Annotated in this window: 15 protein-coding genes; 7 read left to right on the top strand and 8 right to left on the bottom strand. The window is 70.1% G+C overall.

The annotated features are described in order from the left end of the window. The first annotated feature begins 609 nt into the window (after positions 1 to 609). The 5 genes from ACWEV3_RS26400 to ACWEV3_RS26380 all read left to right on the top strand — a co-directional run bounded on the left by ACWEV3_RS26400 (position 610) and on the right by ACWEV3_RS26380 (position 4842). Complete coding sequence (locus ACWEV3_RS26400) at positions 610 to 855, top strand: biotin/lipoyl-containing protein (RefSeq protein WP_132492511.1); 246 nt, start codon at positions 610 to 612, stop codon at positions 853 to 855. Positions 856 to 921: 66 nt separating this feature from the next. Further along, positions 922 to 1998 carry a DnaJ domain-containing protein gene (locus ACWEV3_RS26395; RefSeq protein ID WP_452616467.1) on the top strand — a complete coding sequence of 359 codons (1077 nt, stop codon included), beginning with the start codon at positions 922 to 924 and terminating at the stop codon, positions 1996 to 1998. 146 nt (positions 1999 to 2144) lie between these two features. Continuing rightward, positions 2145 to 2546: a DoxX family protein gene (locus tag ACWEV3_RS26390; RefSeq protein ID WP_452616466.1), complete on the top strand. Its 402-nt coding sequence runs from the start codon at positions 2145 to 2147 to the stop codon at positions 2544 to 2546. A 156-nt stretch (positions 2547 to 2702) separates the two neighbouring features. After that, on the top strand, positions 2703 to 3992 hold the full coding sequence (locus ACWEV3_RS26385) for a NupC/NupG family nucleoside CNT transporter (protein WP_452616465.1): 1290 nt from the start codon (positions 2703 to 2705) through the stop codon (positions 3990 to 3992). Between the two features lie 163 nt (positions 3993 to 4155). After that, positions 4156 to 4842 carry a dienelactone hydrolase family protein gene (locus tag ACWEV3_RS26380; protein WP_132492519.1) on the top strand — a complete coding sequence of 229 codons (687 nt, stop codon included), beginning with the start codon at positions 4156 to 4158 and terminating at the stop codon, positions 4840 to 4842. Positions 4843 to 4921: 79 nt separating this feature from the next. Here the strand turns inward: ACWEV3_RS26380 and ACWEV3_RS26375 are convergent, their stop codons facing one another. After that, positions 4922 to 7525 carry a hypothetical protein gene (locus ACWEV3_RS26375; RefSeq protein ID WP_452616464.1) on the bottom strand — a complete coding sequence of 868 codons (2604 nt, stop codon included), beginning with the start codon at positions 7523 to 7525 and terminating at the stop codon, positions 4922 to 4924. Positions 7526 to 7714: 189 nt separating this feature from the next. On the opposite strand from ACWEV3_RS26375, the gene ACWEV3_RS26370 reads away from it, so the two are divergent. Further along, positions 7715 to 8869 (top strand): CaiB/BaiF CoA transferase family protein, encoded by a 1155-nt coding sequence (locus ACWEV3_RS26370; RefSeq protein ID WP_452616463.1) that lies wholly within the window; start codon positions 7715 to 7717, stop codon positions 8867 to 8869. 7 nt (positions 8870 to 8876) lie between these two features. Here ACWEV3_RS26370 and ACWEV3_RS26365 read toward each other — a convergent pair whose 3' ends face one another. Then, positions 8877 to 9359, bottom strand: a complete 483-nt coding sequence (locus ACWEV3_RS26365) for a MarR family winged helix-turn-helix transcriptional regulator (protein ID WP_452616462.1) — start codon at positions 9357 to 9359, stop codon at positions 8877 to 8879. 131 nt (positions 9360 to 9490) lie between these two features. Here ACWEV3_RS26365 and ACWEV3_RS26360 point away from each other — a divergent pair, with 131 nt between their 5' ends. After that, positions 9491 to 10657, top strand: coding sequence for a cytochrome P450 (locus ACWEV3_RS26360; protein WP_452616461.1), 1167 nt, complete (start codon positions 9491 to 9493; stop codon positions 10655 to 10657). Between the two features lie 55 nt (positions 10658 to 10712). On the opposite strand, the gene fabG is transcribed toward ACWEV3_RS26360, so the two are convergent. From fabG to ACWEV3_RS26330, 6 genes are all read right to left on the bottom strand, one after another. Further along, a complete protein-coding gene (gene fabG, locus ACWEV3_RS26355; RefSeq protein ID WP_452616460.1) occupies positions 10713 to 11447 on the bottom strand; it encodes a 3-oxoacyl-ACP reductase FabG in 735 nt (244 codons plus the stop codon). 135 nt (positions 11448 to 11582) lie between these two features. Beyond that, positions 11583 to 12731: a thiolase gene (locus ACWEV3_RS26350; protein ID WP_452616459.1), complete on the bottom strand. Its 1149-nt coding sequence runs from the start codon at positions 12729 to 12731 to the stop codon at positions 11583 to 11585. Continuing rightward, positions 12728 to 13165: a Zn-ribbon domain-containing OB-fold protein gene (locus ACWEV3_RS26345; RefSeq protein ID WP_452616458.1), complete on the bottom strand. Its 438-nt coding sequence runs from the start codon at positions 13163 to 13165 to the stop codon at positions 12728 to 12730. The genes ACWEV3_RS26350 and ACWEV3_RS26345 overlap by 4 nt, the downstream gene beginning before the upstream one ends. A gap of 92 nt (positions 13166 to 13257) precedes the next feature. Next, positions 13258 to 15390, bottom strand: a complete 2133-nt coding sequence (locus ACWEV3_RS26340; protein ID WP_452616457.1) for an acetate--CoA ligase family protein — start codon at positions 15388 to 15390, stop codon at positions 13258 to 13260. A gap of 129 nt (positions 15391 to 15519) precedes the next feature. Further along, positions 15520 to 16665 carry an acyl-CoA dehydrogenase family protein gene (locus tag ACWEV3_RS26335; protein ID WP_452616456.1) on the bottom strand — a complete coding sequence of 382 codons (1146 nt, stop codon included), beginning with the start codon at positions 16663 to 16665 and terminating at the stop codon, positions 15520 to 15522. Positions 16666 to 16884: 219 nt separating this feature from the next. Next, the gene (locus ACWEV3_RS26330; protein ID WP_452616455.1) at positions 16885 to 18168 is read right to left on the bottom strand and encodes an MFS transporter; all 1284 of its coding nucleotides are present in this window, start codon (positions 18166 to 18168) and stop codon (positions 16885 to 16887) included. Positions 18169 to 18405 lie beyond the last annotated feature (237 nt).

The raw sequence follows: 18405 nt of genomic DNA, 5'->3' as shown, positions 1-18405 counted from the left end.
ACCCTGCGACACGCTGTTGACCTGGGTCGATGCGATCGTTTTCGGTAGGTTTGGGCTACTTTTCCGATACATGTCCGAAATGTTCGAATACCCTTTCGGTTGCGCGGAATGGCGGGGTTCGGGCCGGAAGATCATTTAGTTGCGTGCCGGAATCGGGCACTGTCCGCTGTGGACCGATCTGTGTCGCGTTGGGACGGATCGAGAATTCGCCGATCCCGTGTGCCGCACGCGTCGGGTGCGCGGGATGTGGCGCGTGAGGAGCGCTGGGTCACGTTTCGCCCCGCGGAGCCGGGGACATCGGCTAAGGTGGCAGCGGCATCGGTGGGCCCCAGCGCCCACCGGCGAACGACCTGGCGGTGCCGGGTGGGTCGCCGGGGCATCCCCGCTCCACGGCCCGTCGCCCCGGCGTACGACCGCAGAACTAGCCGTGCCGGTCCAAGGCGCCACCTCAGACCGCGCGGCTGTCCCGGGTGGTCAAAAGGGAGGGACGGCGCCAGCCGTCTCGGCCGCCCGCGTGGAAGAGCCCGCTGACCGGGAGGTCAGCGGGTTTTTTCGCTTCCAGGTCCGCGCGACTGGCGACCCGGCCGGGGAAGGCGCACGGTACCGGGTATGTCCACTGTCAAGGCACAGCAGTCAGGCGTGTTCTTCCGGCGTCCGGCCCCGGAAGCCGATCCGTACGTGCGCGAGGGCGGCCACGTCGACCCCGGCCAGACCATCGCGGTGATCGAAGCGGTGAAGACCTTCAACCCCGTCAAGTCGGCCGCCGCCGGCACCGTGACCCGGTTCCTGCTCGCCGACGGCACCGAAGTCGCCCAGGGGCAGGAAATCGCCGAACTCGCCGACGAAAACACCTGACGCGGGTGATCTTGAATTCCGCGCAAGCCCTATCATGACCGCGCAGTGCTGGGAGGCGGGAGGGCCGTGCGCGGGGTCGATTATTACGAGCTGCTGGGCGTGAACCGCGACGCGACGGCAGCCGAGATCAAGTCCGCCTACCGGTCGCTGGCGCGCAGCATGCACCCCGATGTCGGCGGCACCGCGGGAACCTTCCGGTTGCTGCAAGAGGCATACGAGACGCTCAACGATCCGGTTCGCCGCGCCGACTACGACCGCGTCGATGAGCCCGCGCGCCGGCCGCGCGCGTCGCAACGGCGCCGGCGGCGGGATTTCGGCGAAGACCCGGACTACGTGCCGAAGATCCCCCGGCTGCGTCCGGACGACATCCCCTGGTGGGACACCGTCGACCCGGGCACCCGGGTCCGCTACCTGCCGGTCACCGGCCCGGAGCGGGCGCCGACGCTGGCGCTGGTCGGCGGCTGGTCGATGCTGCTGCTGGCCGGGCTCGCCGTCGAGCTGACCGCGATGCTGCTGGCCGCCTGGCTGTCCCTGCTGGTGGCCTCCGGCGTGGTGATCGTGCTGCTGCTGCGGCGGCACATCCGGGCCCACCGGATCGACCGGTCGTTCGTCTCCGAGTTCGGCGGCCGCCGGATCTTCGGCCTGCCCGACGCGCAGCACGAGCGCGCGCAGCAGCTGACCGCCGAGTTGTGCGCGAAGTACCTGACCCGGCTGCCGGGCGTGCGCGTGTTCCACGGCCTGGCCTGGCCCGACTCGGTGTTCGAGGACGTGCACCACGCGGTGCTGTGCGGGCGCCGGCTGGTGCTCGTGGAGTCCAAGAGCTGGCTGCCCGGCCACTACACCGCCGACGAGGACGGCGAGTTGTGGCGCAACGGCCACCTCTTCCGCGGCGGCGCGACCCGGCTGCCGGAAGGCGTCGACGCCTTCGCCGAGATGCTGCCCGACGTCGAGGTGCGCGGCGTGGTCCTGATCTACCCGAGCCGTGCCGGTGACGTCACGACCGTCGAGCAGGACGGCGATCCGGTGTCGCCGATGACCCCGGCGCAGTTCGTGCGGGAGATCGGGCGATGGCTCGCGCAGGACCCGGCGAGCGTGGACCGCGAGGCGTTCACCACCGTGCTGGAGCAGGTCGTCGCCGATTGAGACGGCGCGAAACCCCTTGCCGCCTTGATCATTCGAACGGGCCTGGATCAGGTCGTGGCCTGCCCGGCACCGATGAGTTCTCGTCGCGCCCCCGGTCTGTGGGAGTAGTGAACACTTCCATCCGGTGCGGAGAGGGTGTGCCAGTCATGACGATCGGTTCGAATGCGGCGGTTTCCCAGCGGCGGGGCGCGAACGTGGCGCTCTGGGTGCTCCAGATCCTCCTGGCGGCGTTCTTCGTGTTCGCCTCGGCCCCGAAGCTCCTCGGCGACCCGACGGCGGTGCAGATGTTCGACCTGATCGGGCTCGGGCAGTGGTTCCGGTACCTGACCGGCGGTCTCGAACTGCTGGGCGCCATCGGCCTGCTCGTGCCCCGGCTGGCCGGGCCGGCGGCGCTCGGCCTCGCCGGCGTCATGGTCGGCGCGACGATCACCCAGGTGTTCGTGCTCGACGGGCCGGTCGTCGCGCTCATGCCGTTCGCCCTGGTGCTGCTGTTCCTGATGATCGCCTGGGGACGCCGCCGGACGATCCCGCTGCTCGCCGACCGCTGACCGGCCGGCCGGGCGTGACGGACCGTGATCGCCCGGTTGCGCGCCCGGCCCGGAGCGGCCGCCCGCCTCGTCGTTCGAATTCGCGGGAAGCGAGAATTCCCGCGTTCGAGTACTCCGCCGCGGATTCTCGCGGCGGCACCGGGAGGGGCGGTTCAGGTGCAGGTCTTGTGGGGAATCGGCGGCATGCTGGTGGTGCTGCTGCTCGCGTTCGCGTTGTCGACCGACCGACGCGCGATCAACCCCCGCACCGTGATCGGTGCGCTGCTGATCCAGATCGCCTTCGCGGTGATCGTGCTGCGCTGGGACCTGGGCAAGCAGGTGCTCAGCGCCGCCGCCGACGCGGTCGGAAAGGTGATCGGAGCCTCGACCGAGGGCATCGAATTCATGGTCGGGCCGATCTTGCCGTCGCAGGGCACCGTCGTCGCCTTCCAGGTGCTGCCGATCATCATCTTCATCTCGGCGCTGACCGCGGTGCTCTACCACCTGAACGTCCTGCAGTGGGTGGTGCGGATCATCGGCGGCGGCCTGCAGAAGGTGCTGGGCACCACCCGGCCGGAGTCGCTGAACTCGACGGCGAACATCTTCCTCGGCCTGACCGAGGCGCCGCTGACCATCCGGCCGTACCTGAAGAGCATGAGCCGCTCGGAGTTCTTCGCGGTGATGGTCGGCGGGCTGGCGACCGTGGCGGGGACCGTGATGGTCGGCTACGCGCTGCTCGGCGCGAAGCTGGAGAACCTGATCGCGGCGAGCTTCATGGCGGCGCCCGCCGGTCTGCTGATGGCGAAGATCGTCATGCCCGCGGCGAAGGAGCAGCCCGCCGCGGCTGAGTCCGTCCCGGCCGAGGCCGGTTCCGTCGGTTCCGCGGAGGACGAAGGCCAGTCGGAGGCGGCCGTCGCGACGAAGACCGCCGTGGAGGCCGAGGCGGAGGAGAAGCCGCGCAACGTCATCGATGCCGCCGCCGGCGGTGCCGCCGACGGCCTCAAGCTGGCGATGAACGTGGGCGCGATGCTCTTCGCGTTCGTCTCGCTGATCGCGCTGGTCAACCTGATCGTGGGCGGCGTCGGCGGGCTGTTCGGGCTGCCCGACCTCACGCTCCAGCAGATCCTCGGCTACGTGTTCTCGCCGTTGATGTGGGTGATCGGCGTGCCGTGGCACGAGGCGGTCGCCGCCGGCGGGTTCGTCGGCGAGAAGCTGGTGATCAACGAGTTCGTCGCGTTCGCCGACTTCGGCCCGCAGATCGGGCAGTTCAGCGAGAAGAGCGCCACCATCATCACGTTCGCGCTGACCGGGTTCGCCAACTTCGGTTCGCTGGCGATCCTGCTCGGCGGCCTGGGCAGCCTGGTTCCCAGCCGCCGCGGCTGGATCGCGAAGGACGGCGTCCGGGCGATCATGGCGGCGACGCTGGCGAACCTGCTCAGCGCCACCATCGCGGGCGTCCTCGTCTGACCCCGTCGCGGATCACCGGGCCTTGGCAGGTGCCGCCGGTCCTCGGTACGTTGTCGATCTTCGCCGGGCGGTTCGCCCGGCGGCGCGGTGTGACCGTGTGCGATCAGCCCGGCCGAGCGCGACGATGGGCCGGTCGGGGTCGGCCGGACGAAGGAGTACCAGCGTGACGAATCCGCACCAGAACGTCAGTTTCGCCAGCAACGGGCGCACGGCGCACGGTTACCTGGCGACGCCGTCCGGTTCGGGCCCCGGCGTGGTGGTGATCCAGGAGTGGTGGGGGCTCACCGACCACGTCGCCGACATCGCGAACCGGCTGGCGGCGGAGGGGTTCGTCGCGCTGGCGCCCGATCTCTACGGCGGGCACACCACGCACGACGCGCAGGAGGCGGCGCGGCTGATGCAGGAGCTGCCCGTCGACCAGGCGGCGCGGGATCTCTCCGGCGCGGTCGACTACCTGCTGGCGCACGACTCGGTGACGGGTTCGGCGGTCGGGGCGGTCGGGTTCTGCATGGGCGGCAAGTTCGCGATCGTGCTCGCCGCCCAGCAGGGCGACCGGGTGGGCGCGGTGGTGCCGTTCTACGGCCTGCCGTCGGTGGCGGACACGGACTTCGCGGGACTGACGGCGCCGATGCTGTGCCACTTCGGCGAATACGACCGATCCATCAGCATGGACGCGGTAGCGGAACTGCGCGACAAGATCCAGCAGCAGTCCGAAGTCCGCCCGCAGATCCACGTCTACCCGGCGGGACACGCGTTCTTCAACGACCAGAACCCGGCGACGTACCACGAAGATTCGGCCCGAACGGCCTGGCCGAGAACCCTAGACTTCCTCCGCCGCCACCTCACCTGACCTGGTGAAGTGAACGGCCTGTTCACCTCGTCTATCGAGGCGAACGGGCCGTTCACCTCGAACCGGCAGCTCCGCCGGCTCACGCGTCATCGGCGGTCGAGCCGTCGGTGCTCAGGCCGTGCAGCAGCAGGCGCCGGGCGTCGGGGAAGGCCGCTTGCTGCGCCAGCCTCACCAGCTGTTGGGAGCAATGACGATCGCCTCGCGCGGCACGGCCCCGGAGTTCGGCGAGCTTGCCGCGATCGGCGAGCAGGCGGGCGAGCTTCTGCGCGGTCATGTCCCCTGAAATGGTGGTGCTGCGGAGGAGCTTCATCGCTTCGCGATCTTTCCCGAGGTCGAGCAGCAGGCGGATCAGCTCGTAGCGGGCGGTGCCGTTGCCCGTATCGGCGAGCCGACGCAGCAGGTCGAGGTTGCCGTTGCGCGCGAAGTGCTCGGGCAGCCAGTTCCGCGCCCACGGCCCACCTTCGCGCAGCAGTTCCCGGGTTTCCTGCCACCGCCCCAGAGCCGCCAGCTGGTCCGCGAGCAGAGCTTTGGCCGTGGACGCGTTGAAAGCCGTGAGGTCGTCGGCCAGCAACCGCTGCAGGTGGGCGATCGCCGATTCGGCACCGCGGCTCTCGGCGATCGTGGCGACGAGTTTCCGGAACGCCTCCTCGTCGAGGGAGATGTGCGGCGTGGTGCTCAGCTCGATGGCCTGTTCGAGCAGACCTCGCTCGACCAGGAGGTTCACCAGGCGGCTCGCGGCGTGCGGCGGCACGCGGACGAGAACCGGATCTTCCATCAGTTCAAGGGCTTCTGCCGTCCGGCCCCGCGAAAGTTCCAGCTCCACCAGCAGCCACTGCGCTTCGGTGGAGCCTGCCGCCGCGAGTCGGCGCAACCGGTCGGCCTTCCCCGCCTTCGCGAACTGCTTGGCGAGCCAGCCCTTCGTCCAGCTGTAGTCGGCATGATCACGAACGAGCTGCAGGGCCTGCTCCCAGCGGCCGTCGGACGCGAGCAGATCCGCCAACTGCCTTGCCAGGCGATTGCCCTCTGCGGGGCGACGGCCCGGGGACAAGATCCCGCTCGACGTGACATTGCCGCTGGGTGGGGCCGTTCCTGCGTTGTTCTCGCGGTTCTCGTGCGCGATCTGCTGTTCCAGGATCTCGATCGCGTCGCCGGTCCGGCCGAGGTCGGCGAGCACTTGGGCCAACCACGGCGAAGCCCAGCTGGAGAACAACCGGGCAGCGATGAAGCCCCTCAAGAAGGACGCGGCGTCTTCCTTGCGTCCTTGTTCGAGTAGCGCTTCGACCGTTGCGTGGTGCCGGTTGGATCGGAACAGCATGTCGTCCTGCTGGAGATCTCGACCGACCTCGGGCATGAGCGAGACGGCTTCGTCGACACGGCCGTGCTCCGCCAGGAGATCGACGATCTGCTCCCGTGCCGAGGGGTGCGCGCTGCTCCAGTACCGGCGGTAGAGCGGTTGGCCGTAGCGGTACAGCAGGCGCTCGTACGCGCTCGTCGTGAGGCGTTCCAGGTCCTCCGGCTCAGCGGTGTGGGCCAGCAGCGCTTGCCAGAGCGAGTCCGGGACCAGCGCCGCTCGGCGTACGGCCTGGCCGTGCTGCTTGAGGTAGTCGTGGAGCTCGTAGCCGTCCGCTGCGCCGGTGCCCGCTTGGCGACGCCTGGGGATGAGTGCTGTGATGCCGTGCAGGCTTTCTTCGGCGGCGCACCGGATTCCGCGTTCGAACCAATCCGCGGGCGCATCGATGCGATCTTGCTCGTCGAGGTAGCCGGGAGCAGCGTCGGCGAGGAGCGGGCGGGACAGCGGACCGTGGTGGCCGAGGTGGTGGGCATCGATCACGGCAGTGACGATGGCAGCCGCGTAGCGGTCTTCTGCCGTGTCCGGGTGCTCATGGCGGTCGACCAGCGCGGGGCCGCCCGCAAGGGTTTGGATCACCTGGCGTGCCCTGCCCGCCGAACTGATCGCCAGGGAGAGCCTGGGATCGACCGAGCCGGTGCCGCGCAGGGCTGCCAGGTCTTCGTCGCTGAACCTCTCCGCCACCCGAATTCGCCGCACCGAGTGCAGCAGCAGTGACCGGGCGTGCGGGTTTTCGTTCGTGGTGTCCACCAGGTCCGACCAATACTGCGGCCACAGCGTCCCCAGGACGACGACGGGGCCGGGGATCGACCCGTCCAGCAGGGTCAGCAGCCAGGCAGTGGCTTCTGCGCCGCCGGGGCCGGTCAGGAAGTTCTGAGTTTCGTTGAGCCACAACACGGATCGGGGTTCGACCTGCCCGCTGAGCAACCGGCCGACCAGTTCGTCGGCGGTGCGCGGGTGGTGCAGCTCCCAGCTCCGGAGCACCTCGTGGCCGGTGATCGCTTCGTAGAGCGCGCGGGTCTTCCCGGTGGAGGATCCGCCGGTCAGCACCACCATCCGGCTTCGGGCGGGTTCGCGGAGCTCGGCGTCGAGTTCGTCGTCATGGGCGCGGCGCAGGTAGGACGGGAGTTCTGGCAACGCCTCCTCGGCCGGCGGCGCTTGGATGGCTCGGTGGACGTCCAGGTCGAACGGGCCCCACTCGGTGACCGGTCTCGGCGGCCGGCCGGATCGCGCGGTGTGCGGCGCGTGGAAGTGCACTTCGCCGTTGACCGTTCCCGCTTGCAGGAGATGGGTGAATTCCCCGGCGGCCTCGTTGCGCGCGATCTCGTCCGGCATGTTCCCATTGTCGCCACTCGGACGCAGGCATCCGGGATCGTCGCAGAAACCGGTACGTCGTCGCGTCGCCTCGGCGCATATGTACGGCCATTGCTCTCGCATGGTGTGATCGTGGGCATTGACAACTTTTGGGCGGGCGGGGCAATGTTGGCGGGCAATTGGCCGTACAAATACTCGCCTGGAGGGTCGATGCTTCCGCTGGAAGGCGTGACCGTGGTGTCGCTGGAGCAGGCCGTCGCCGCCCCGTTCGCGACCCGGCAACTGGCCGACCTGGGCGCCCGGGTGATCAAGGTCGAGCGCCCGACGGGCGACTTCGCCCGCGGCTACGACACCTCGGTGAAGGGCCTGGCCAGCCACTTCGTCTGGCTCAACCGGAACAAGGAGAGCATCGCGCTCGACCTGAAGGAACTGGCCGACCGGTTGATCATGGACAAGCTCCTGGCGACTGCGGACGTGTTCGTGCAGAACCTCGCTCCGGGTGCGGCGGCGCGGCTCGGGCTCGGGGCGGCCGAGCTGACGGCGAAGCACCCGCGGCTGATCGTCTGCGACCTCTCCGGCTACGGCAGCTCCGGTCCCTACCGCGACAAGAAGGCCTACGACCTGCTGATCCAGTGCGAGACGGGGCTCGTCTCCATCACCGGCAGCGAGGCCGAACCGGCCAAGACGGGGATCTCCACGGCGGACATCGCCGGCGGCATGTACGCCTACAGCGGCGTGCTCACGGCGTTGTACGAGCGCGAGCGCACCGGGAAGGGAACGGCGTTCGAGGTCTCGCTGTTCGACGCGCTGGGCGAGTGGATGGGTTTTCCGTACTACTACGCGGCATACGGCGGCACCGCGCCGAAGCGCGCCGGCGCGCGGCACGCGGCCATCGCGCCGTACGGCCCGTTCGCGGCCGGTGACGGGGCGCAGGTGTTCCTCGGCGTGCAGAACGAGCGGGAGTGGGTGAAGTTCTGCGAGCAGGTGCTCGACCGGCCGGAACTGGCCGCCGATCCCCGGTTCGACGCCAACCCCAAGCGCGTCGAGAACGTCGGCGAGCTGAAGGCGGTCATCGAGGCCGTGTTCGCGAAGCTGAGCAGCGCGGACATCGAAGCCCGCCTGGAGGAGGTCGGCATCGCCAACGCGCGGATGCGCACGATGGCGGAGTTCGCCGACCACCCGCAGCTGGCCGCCCGCGACCGGTGGCGCGAGGTCGACTCGCCCGCCGGGCCGCTGCGCACCCTGCTGCCGCCGGTGACCGTCGCGGGCCGGGAGCCGCGCATGGATCCGATCCCGGAGGTCGGCCAGCACACCAGCGCGATCCTCGCCGAACTCGCCGACGTCGACGACGCGCCCCGCGACTGACCCGCGACTACTCCGCCCCGTCCGGCAGTTCGCCCATCGTGGCGCACAGCTGGTCGAGGAAGCTCTCGAACTGTTCCAGCTGATCCGGTGGGTATTGCGCGACCAGGGCGTTGAAGCGCTCGCTGAAAGGGCCGAAGAACTCGCGCGCGGGCTCCTCGATGCGCGCACTGCTGCGCAGGGTCACCTTGCGCCGGTCGGCGTGCTCGCGGGTGCGGACGATGTGCCCGAGCTTTTCCAGGCGGTTCAGCAGGTTCGTGGTCGCGCCCGTGGTCAGCGCGAGGCGTTCGCTGAGGCGGGTCGGCGACAGCGGGGTTCCCTTGTCCTCGGCGTAGAGGATCTCCACCAGGGCGGCGGCATCGGTCGAGTGCAGCCCGAGCCACGTCGCGAAGCGGCCGGTGAGGTCGGTGTAGTTCGCGCCGAAGCTCCGGAGGCCGTCCAGGAGGCGCGCGCTGCGCGCCGCGGTGTCGTCGGGTTGCCGTGCCTCGGTCATGGGTCGTTCGCTCTCCCGCGTCGCTGCCGTGGTTGGTGCGTTGACAATCCAACCCTATCAACTCTAGCTTCACCATGAAGTAATTTGTTGATGAAGCTAGTTGGGAACCCCCAGACCTCGTGGAGAGCCCGATGACCAACGCGCCGCACCTCGATGGCGTAGACCCGTTCGCCCCGTTCGTCCGCGGCCTGGACGAGCCGGATCGCAGGCGTGCCGCGCTGCGCTCGGCCGGGCCGATCGTCCAGGTGGAAGCGCCCGCTGGCGGGCGGGCGTGGATAGTGACCGACGACGCGCTGGCCCGCGCAGTTCTGGTCGACCCGCGAATAGTCAAGGACCCCGCATTCGCGCCCCTGGACTGGGATCCGCAGCGCGCCGGGCTCGAACGGACCGCCGCCGAGCAGCCGTCCCTCACCACCCTCGACGGGCCGGAGCACGCGGAGCTGCGGCGCGCGCACGCACCGATCTTCGCGGCGAAGCGGATCCACCAGCACTCTGACCGGATCCACGCGATCGCCCGGGAACTGCTCGCCGAGCTCGCCGCCGGCGGCGCGGACGTCGACCTGGTGGCGGACTTCACCACCCGCTACCCGCTCACCGTCCTGCTGGACCTGCTCGGCGTTCCGCTCGACCACCTCGACCGCGCAACCGGCGCCTGCCGGCTGATGTTCAGCGCCGAGCCGGGCGCGCAGGGGAGGGCGATCGCCGAGCTCTCGGGGCTCGCGGAGGACGGGATCCGCGACGACAGCACGGGATTCGCCGCCGAGCTGCGCGACCGGGTCGCCCCGGAGACCACCCGGGATCAGCTGCGGTACCACCTGTTCGGGCTGATCTTCGCCGGACAGCTCACCACCGACGCGGCCCTCGGTTTCCTGATCGCGCGCCTGCTCGTGGACGGCGCGCACGGGATCCCGGCGGACGAGGACGCCGTCGACGAACTGGTCCGCGACACGCTGCGGATGCACCCGCCCGCGCCGTTCACGCTCTGGCGGTTCACCACCGAGGAGGTCGAGCTGGCAGGCGCGCGGCTGCCCGCCCGGGCGCCCGTGCTCGTGGACGTCCTGGGGATCAACACCGACCCGGCCCGCCCAGCCGGCCCCGACCTGTCCTTCGGCGCCGGGCCGCACTTCTGCATCGGCGCGCAGCTCGCCCAGCTCGAACTGCGCGCCGTAGCTTCGGTGCTGCGGACCGACTTCCCCGACGCCCGCCTCGCGGTCCCGTTCGGCGAGCTCCGGCAGACCGGCCTCGGCGGTCTCCAGAGCAGCAGGCTGACCGGGCTCCCGGTCGCGCTGCGCGGCTGAGCAGCGACAGGGCGCCGCCTCGCGCAGGAAGCGGCGCCCTCGTCGTCGTGCGGCGTCAGATGTGGCGGCCGCCGGTGATCTCCAGGACGCAGCCGGTCATGTACGACGACATGCCGGAGGCCAGGAACAGCACCACGTCGGCGACCTCTTGCGGCTCGCCCGCGCGCTGCATCGGGATCTCCTTGAGCTTGGCGTTCCACACGTCCTCGCGCAGCGCCGCCGTCATGTCGGTGCGGATCAGGCCCGGCTGGACCGCGTTGACCCGCACGCCCAGGTGCGCGACCTCCTTGGCGGCGGCCTTGGTCAGTCCGACGATGCCCGCCTTGGCGGCGCTGTAGTTGGTCTGGCCGATCATGCCGACCTTGCCGGAGATCGAGGAGATGTTCACGATCGAGCCGCTGCCCTGCTCGCGCATGACCGCGGCCGCGGCGCGGGTGCCCAGCCAGGCGCCCTTGACGTGCACGTCGAGGACCGCCTCGAAGTCGTCGAGGGTCATCTTGCGCATGGTGGCGTCGCGGGTGATGCCGGCGTTGTTCACCATGACGTCCAGCGAGCCGAACTCGCCGATGGCCGCCTCGATCGCCGCCTGCACGGCGTCGGGGTCGGTCACGTCGCAGGCCACGCCGAGCGCGGTGCCTTTGCCGCCGAGCTTGTCCGCGGATTCCTGGGCGTGGTCGGCGTTGATGTCGGCGAGCACGACCTTCGCGCCCTGGGCGACGAAGTTCTCCGCGATGGCGAACCCGATGCCCTTGGCGCCGCCGGTGATGACGGCCACCTTGCCCTGCAACATCTGCAAATCCTCCTAATGCGTGTCCCATGCCGGTGCGGCACGTCCGGGCGTCCCCCCGATACGCCCGGACGCGCCGTGCACCCGCGCAGTTTCAATTGAAACTGCGGGAAGTTCCGGACCGTCTACTGTGGTTGGTCAGAGGGTGTGCTCAGTGCCGAAGATCGCGGTGACCTGGCTGGAGAGCACGCCGCCGTTGCCGTGGGCCAGCGCGACGTCGGCGCCTTCGATCTGCCGGGCTCCGCATCCGCCCCGCAGCTGCCGCACCGCCTCGATGATGGTGAAGATCCCGTACATGCCGGGGTGGCAGTACGACAGCCCGCCGCCGTTGGTGTTCACCGGCAGCTTCCCGCCCGGCGCGATCCGGCCCTCGGCGACGAACGCGCCGCCTTCGCCCTTCTCGCAGAACCCGAGGTCTTCCAGGAACAGGACCGGGTTGATGGTGAACGCGTCGTAGAGCTCGACCACGTCGACGTCCTGCGGGGACAGCCCGGCCATCGCGAAGGCGCGGCTGCCCGATTCGGCGGCCGCGGTGACCGTCAGGTCGGGCATCGCCGAGATGCTGCGGTGCGAGGTCGCCTCGCCCGCGCCGAGCAGGAACACCGGCTTGCCGGGCAGCTGCCGGGCGCGTTCGGCGCTGGTGAGCACCACCGCGCCGCCGCCGTCGGTGACCAGGCAGCAGTCCAGCTTGGTCAGCGGATCGCTGATCATCCGCGCGGCCAGCACGTCCTCGCGGGTCAGCGGGTCGCGGGCGAACGCCACCGGGTTCAGCTGCGCCCACTGCCGCGCCGCGACCGCCACGTCCGCCAGCTGCTCGCGGGTGGTGCCGTACTGGTGCATGTGCCGCGCCGTCGCCATCGCGTACATGCTGATCGGGTGCCGCGCGCGGTAGGGCGCCTCGAACGGGTTCGCCTTCGACGGCGACACCAGCCGGCCGCCGTCGGAACGCTGGGTGCTGCCGTAGACGATCAGCGCCGTCGAGATCACCCCGGCGTTGATCGCCGCGGCCGCGTGCAGCAGGTGCGAGACGAACGAGCTGCCGCCGATCGTCGACCCGTCGACGTACTTCGGCCGGATGCCGAGGTATTCGGCGGTGTCCATGCCCGACATCGGGTAGTAGGACGACGCGGTGAACAGGCCGTCCACTTCGGACTTCTGGATGCCCGCGTCGGCCAGCGCCCGCACCGTCGCCTGCCCGACCAGGTCCAGCGGGGTCAGGCCCGGCGCGACCTGGCCGAGATCCGACTCGGCAACGCCGACTACCGCAGTGGTGCCGCGCAACGTCATGACTGCTCCTTGTCCTGCGGGACACCCGCACCCGGTCGGCCGTCACGGGCGGCGGCGGATTCGGCCCGGAACACCGCGACCGGCGTTCCGTCCTGCTCGACCGTGGTGAATCCGACGCGGGTGCCGATGACGACCTGATCGGCGTCGACGTCATCGACGCGCGACATCATCCGGAAGCCCTCGTCGAGGTCGATCAGCGAGACGTTGTGCATCCCCTCGCGCCCGCGCACCGCGGTCGTCGAGTAGACGGTCCCGAGACCGCTGCTGCGCTCCCAGTCCAACTCGTCGCTGCCGCACGCCGGGCACAGCACGCGCGGCTGGAACACCGCCGCCGCGCACTTGCCGCAGCGCTGGAACCGCAGCTCACCGGCCGTCAGGCCGTCGCGGAACACCGCCTCGGGCGCCGCCCCGGCAGGGGGCGTCACTTCACTCATCTCCGTACCTTCCTCGGTTCTCGGTGCCGTGCCGGGCCGCAATTTCCATTGAAATCAGAGGTTCGATTTCCATTGAAATTGCGGCACCGCACTCACTTCTCGGCCTTCGTCAGCACCGCCAGGCAGTCCACCGCGACGACGCCCTCGCCCACCTGGTCCAGCAGCAGCGGGTTCACGTCGAGCTCCGCGATGTCGTCCGCCAGGTCGTGGGCCAGCCAGGACAGCCGGGCCACCACGTCCGCCGCGGCGTCGAGGTCCCGCGCGGGTTTGCCGCGGACCTCGCCGAAGAGGCGGCTGCCGCGCAGGGAGGTCAGCAGGCGCTTCGCCGCGTCGGCGTCCAGGGGCGCCACGCCGACCTGGCTGTCGGCGAGGACCTCCACCAGCACGCCGCCGAACCCGACGACCACCACCGGCCCGAAGGCCGGGTCGCGCTTGATGCCCACGATGAGCTCGGTGTCGCCGCCGGCCATCCGCTGCACCAGCAGCCGCGCCGCCGGATCGCCGGCTTCCCGCGCGATGTCCAGCAGTTCCGCGGCGGCGGTGCGGATCGTCGCGTCACCGGTCAGGCCCAGCCGAACCCCGCCGATGTCGGACTTGTGCCCGATGTGGTCGGACAGCAGCTTGACCGCCACCGGCCCGCCCAGGTCCCGCGCGGCGGCCACCGCCGCATCCGGGTCGTCGGCCGGGAACGCCCCCGAGCACGGCACGCCGTAGGCGGCGATCAACCGGCTCGACTCGTACTCGTTGAGCTGGACGCGGCCCTGCTGCCGGGCGTCCCGGAGGATCCCGCGGACCACCTGGTCGTCGATGTCGTCCGGGCGCTCGGCCGCCGGCAGCGGCGGGCGCAGGCTGAAGTCGGCCAGCTTCCCCAGCGCCGCCGCCGCCCGGCCGGGGTCGGTGAAGCACGGGATGCCCAGGTCCTGCAGCCGCCGGCGCGGCCGCCCGCTGCCGCCGGTCCACACCACCACCAGCGGCCGGTCGGTGGAGCGGTAGGCCTGCTCGATCGCGTCGATCAGTGGCCCGGACGCATTGTCGGAGTTGCCCAGCAGCACCGCGATCATGTCGGTGCCGGGGTGCTCGACGGTGATCTCCAAGGCGCGGCGCAGCATGCCCGGGTCGCTGATCAGCGTGGCGGTCAGGTCGACCGGGTTGCGCGGCGAACCGAACGGCGGGATGACCTCGGCCATCCGCCGCTGCCACGCCTCGTCCCACGGCTGCACCTGGAGGCCGTTGCTGCTGGCCTGGTCTGCCATCAGCACTCCGGCGCCGCCGGAGAGCGACAGGGTGCTCAGCCGCCTCCCGCGGGCGCGCCTGCCGTCGGCGAACACCAAGCCGGCGTCCAGCAGCTGCTCCATCCCGTCCAGCCGGACGATGCCGTGCTGGCGGGTCGCGCCGTCGAACACGGCGTCCTCGCCGGCCAGCGACGCGGTGTGCGACTGCGCGGCGCGCGCACCGGCCTCCGAGCGGCCGACCTTCACCGCCAGGATCGGCTTGTCCAGCTCGTGCGCCCGGCGGGCCACCTGCAGCAGTTCGCGGCCGTGGTGCACGCCTTCGAGGTAGGCCATCAGCACCTTGGTCTCGTCGGTCTCCACCAGCCCGCCGAGCACCTCCGCCACCGACAGGTCGGCCTCGTTCCCGGTGTTCAGGAAGTGCGAGATGCCCAGCCCGGCGGCCTGCGCCGCGCTGAAGATGAAGGTGCCGAACGCGCCGCTCTGGCTGACGAAGGACACCGGGCCCTCGCGCAGCTCGCCGCCGTCGTCCATCGCCGAGGTGAACGTGGGCAGCGCGCGGTCCCGCAGGCTGAACATGCCCAGGCAGTTCGGGCCCAGCACGCGGATGCCGGTCTCGGCGATGACGTCCTGCAACTGCTGCTGCAGCGCCTCGCCGCGCCCGCCGACCTCCGCGAAGCCGGAGGCCCCGACGATCGCCGCCGGGATGCCGCGCTTGGCGCAGTCCCGCACCCCGTCGACGACCTTGTCGGCGGGCAGCATCACCATCGCCAGGTCGATGTCGCCGTCGATGTCGTCGAGGCTGCGGAAGGCGGGCAGGCCCTGCACCTCGGAGCGCCGCGCGTTGATCGGCAGCAACCGGCCGGTGTAACCGAACCGCTTCATCAGCTCGATGGGCCGGCCGGACAACTTGATCGGGTTGTCCGAGGCGCCCAGGATGGCGATCGATCGGGGATGCAGCAGTCGCTGGATGGCCGTGTTGCCGACGGCGCCCACAGAGTCCTCCTAGCAAAGGGAAGCGAATATCGTTCGCGTTCGGCCGGATCCGTGCCCGGGTGACCGGTGGTGCCGCAATTTCAATGGAAATCGGACCTTCGATTTCCATTGAAATTGCGGGGAACCGGGTCAGGAGATCTGGCGGAGCAGTTGCTTGGCGATGATCAGCTTCTGGATCTCGCTGGTGCCCTCGTAGATCCGGAACACCCGCGAGTCGCGGTAGAAGCGCTCCACCGGGACGCCGCGCATGTAGCCGGAGCCGCCGTGCACCTGCACCGCGCGGTCGGCGACGCGGGAGACCATCTCGCTGCAGAACAACTTCGCGCACGACGGCGCCAGCCGGGTGTCCGCACCCGAGTCGTACTCCCGGGCCGCCTCCAGGACCATCGACCGGCCCGCGTACAGCTCGGCCTGCGATTCGGCCAGCAGCGCCTGCACCAGCTGGAACCGGCTGATCGGCTTGCCGCCCTGCTCGGCTTCGGCGGCGTAGCGCACCGACTCCTCGACGATCCGGCCCGCCAGCCCCACGCAGATCGCCGCGATGTGCAGGCGGCCACGGGTCAGCGACGACATCGCCGCGGCGAATCCGGTGCCCTCCTGGCCGCCGACGATCGCCTCGGCCGGCACGCGCACGTCGTCGAAGAACACCTCGGCGGTGTGCGCCCCGGCCTGGCCCATCTTCGCGTTCGGCGGCCCGATCCGGACGCCGTCCAGGCCGGTCTCGACGAGGAACACCGAAATGCCCTTGTGCGCCTCGGCTTCCTGGTCGGTGCGGGCGAACACGACGAGCAGATCGGCCTGCGGCGCGTTGGTGATGAACCGCTTGGCACCCGAGATCACGTACTGGTCACCATCTCGCACGGCCTTGGTGCGCACCGAGCTAGGGTCCGACCCCGCGCCGTCCTCGGTCAGCGCGAACGACGCGATCGCCTCTCCGGCGGCCAGCCGCGGCAGCCACGCCTGCTTCTGCTTCTCCGTGCCGTACTTGACGATCACCTGCCCGGCGATGCCGTTGTTGGTGCCGAACATCGAGCGGAACGCCGGAACCGTGTAGCCCAGCTCCATCGCCAGCCGGACGTCCTCGCTCATCGACAGGCCCAGCCCGCCGTACTCCTCGGGCAGCGCGAAGCCGAAGAGCCCCATCTCGGCGGCGGTCTCGCGCACCCGCTGCGGGATCGCGTTCGTCTCGTCGATCTCGTCCTCGGCGGGCACCACCTCGTTGCGGACGAAGTCGCGCACCGTGCGCAGCACGTCGTCGAACACGTTCGGGTCCATCGTTCTCCTCACTCCTTCGCCAGGTCTTGCCTTGTAAGCGGCGGTAGCCGCTTGCGGTGTGGGACACAGCTCGCACCGCTGCGGGTTCTCAGACGTCTTTCTCGCGAGGACAGCCTCGACGTGGTGAATTGGCATTCATGATGTCGGGGATCCCACAGCGAGAAGGCGTCTGAGGTTCCGCTACCCGCCCCGCCACGCAAGCCCTTTCGTGCCATTCGTTCACCCGGCCAGGGCCGGTTCGTCGGTTTGGTCCGCGCGCTGCGCGGACCGGGTCAACAGGATTCGGACGCCGATCAGCGACATCAGCACGGTCACCAGCGCCCAGCCGATCACCGGCAGGATCGAGCCGGAGGCGGTCAGCAGCAGCTGGCCGATCATCGGGGTGGTGCCGCCCAGCAGCGTCCCGGCCAGGCCGTAGGACAGCGAGATGGCGGTGTAGCGCACGCGGGCCGGGAACGCGTCGGCCAGCACGCCGGCGAGGATCGAGTAGAACATCACGTGCGGGAGGGTCGCCAGCACCATGCCGACCACCGACCACGCGAAGCTGCCGGTGCTGATCAGCAGGAACATCAGCGGCATCACCGGCAGCTCGGCGACGAGCAGGATGGTGACGATCTTGCGGACGCCGTACTTGCTGGCCAGCACCGCGCCGAAGGGCTGCACGAAGAACTGGGTGATGCTGGCGATGAGCACCACGGTCATGAACGTCTCGCGCTGGAAGCCGAGCTCGTTGGTCGCCCACGACACCGCGAAGGTGTTCTTGAAGTACGAGGCGGAGAAGACGATCGCGCAGGCGAAGACGCCGAGGACCACCAGCCCGGTGTGGTGCCGGAAGGTGTCCAGCAGCGGGAACTTCGCGGTCTGCCCGGTCTCCTTGAGCTTGGTGAGCTGCGGCGACTCCTCGATGCTCAGCCGGATCAGCAGACCCAGCACCACCAGCACCGCCGAGGCCAGGAACGGGATTCGCCAGCCCCAGTTGTAGAACGACTCGTCGGGAAGCTGCGAGACGAGGGTGAAGGCCAGCGAGGAGAGGATCTGCCCGGACGGCGAGCCCTGCTGCGCCCACGAGCCGGAGATGATGCTGCGGCCCTTGGGTGCGTGCTCGGTCGCGATCAGCACCGCGCCGCCCCATTCGCCGCCGACCGCCAGGCCCTGCACGACGCGCAGCAGCACCAGCAGGATCGGCGCCGCGATGCCGATGGTGGCGTAGGTGGGCAGCAGGCCGATCCCGACGGTGGTGAAACCCATCAGCAGCAGCGTGATGATCAGGGCCTTCTTGCGGCCGACCCGGTCGCCGAGGTGGCCGAAGACGATGCCGCCCAGCGGCCGGGCCAGGAACCCGACCCAGAACGTCGCGAACGAGACCAGGACGCCGATCGCGGGCGTCACGACGGGGAAGAAAAGCTTGCCGAACACCAGCGCGGACGCGGTGCCGTAGATGTAGAAGTCGTACCACTCGATGCTGGTGCCGACGAACGAGGCGATCCCGGCCTTGCGCCCCATTCTTTCTTGCTCTGAAAGCCGTCTCATCGCACTTGGCTCCGTCTCGACCGCGGGCACCCGCCGCGCTGCTCGGCAGGTCGAAACCCGTTGGGACACCGCAGGATTCGCCGATGCGGCGGACGGGGCCCGGCGCCCGCCGCATCGCGAACGCGGTTCCTCGACGCTAGGTCAGCGGGTGTGTTCCGTCTAACACCAAATTCGGGTAGGTTTGATTCGGTCGCGCGACATAATCCGCGC

Source organism: Saccharopolyspora sp. NPDC003752 (assembly GCF_053605825.1).
The sequence above is the reverse complement of the archived record's forward strand: the minus strand, read 5'-3'. Positions and strand labels throughout refer to the sequence as shown.

Coding starts and splice junctions, on each gene's coding strand:
- ACWEV3_RS26400 (WP_132492511.1), top strand. CDS start 610: ATGTCCACTGTCAAGGCACAGCAGTCAGGCGTGTTCTTCCGGCGTCCG.
- ACWEV3_RS26390 (WP_452616466.1), top strand. CDS start 2,145: ATGACGATCGGTTCGAATGCGGCGGTTTCCCAGCGGCGGGGCGCGAAC.
- ACWEV3_RS26375 (WP_452616464.1), bottom strand. CDS start 7,525: ATGCCGGACGAGATCGCGCGCAACGAGGCCGCCGGGGAATTCACCCAT.
- ACWEV3_RS26370 (WP_452616463.1), top strand. CDS start 7,715: ATGCTTCCGCTGGAAGGCGTGACCGTGGTGTCGCTGGAGCAGGCCGTC.
- ACWEV3_RS26365 (WP_452616462.1), bottom strand. CDS start 9,359: ATGACCGAGGCACGGCAACCCGACGACACCGCGGCGCGCAGCGCGCGC.
- ACWEV3_RS26360 (WP_452616461.1), top strand. CDS start 9,491: ATGACCAACGCGCCGCACCTCGATGGCGTAGACCCGTTCGCCCCGTTC.
- fabG (WP_452616460.1), bottom strand. CDS start 11,447: ATGTTGCAGGGCAAGGTGGCCGTCATCACCGGCGGCGCCAAGGGCATC.
- ACWEV3_RS26350 (WP_452616459.1), bottom strand. CDS start 12,731: ATGACGTTGCGCGGCACCACTGCGGTAGTCGGCGTTGCCGAGTCGGAT.
- ACWEV3_RS26345 (WP_452616458.1), bottom strand. CDS start 13,165: ATGAGTGAAGTGACGCCCCCTGCCGGGGCGGCGCCCGAGGCGGTGTTC.
- ACWEV3_RS26335 (WP_452616456.1), bottom strand. CDS start 16,665: ATGGACCCGAACGTGTTCGACGACGTGCTGCGCACGGTGCGCGACTTC.
- ACWEV3_RS26330 (WP_452616455.1), bottom strand. CDS start 18,168: ATGGGGCGCAAGGCCGGGATCGCCTCGTTCGTCGGCACCAGCATCGAG.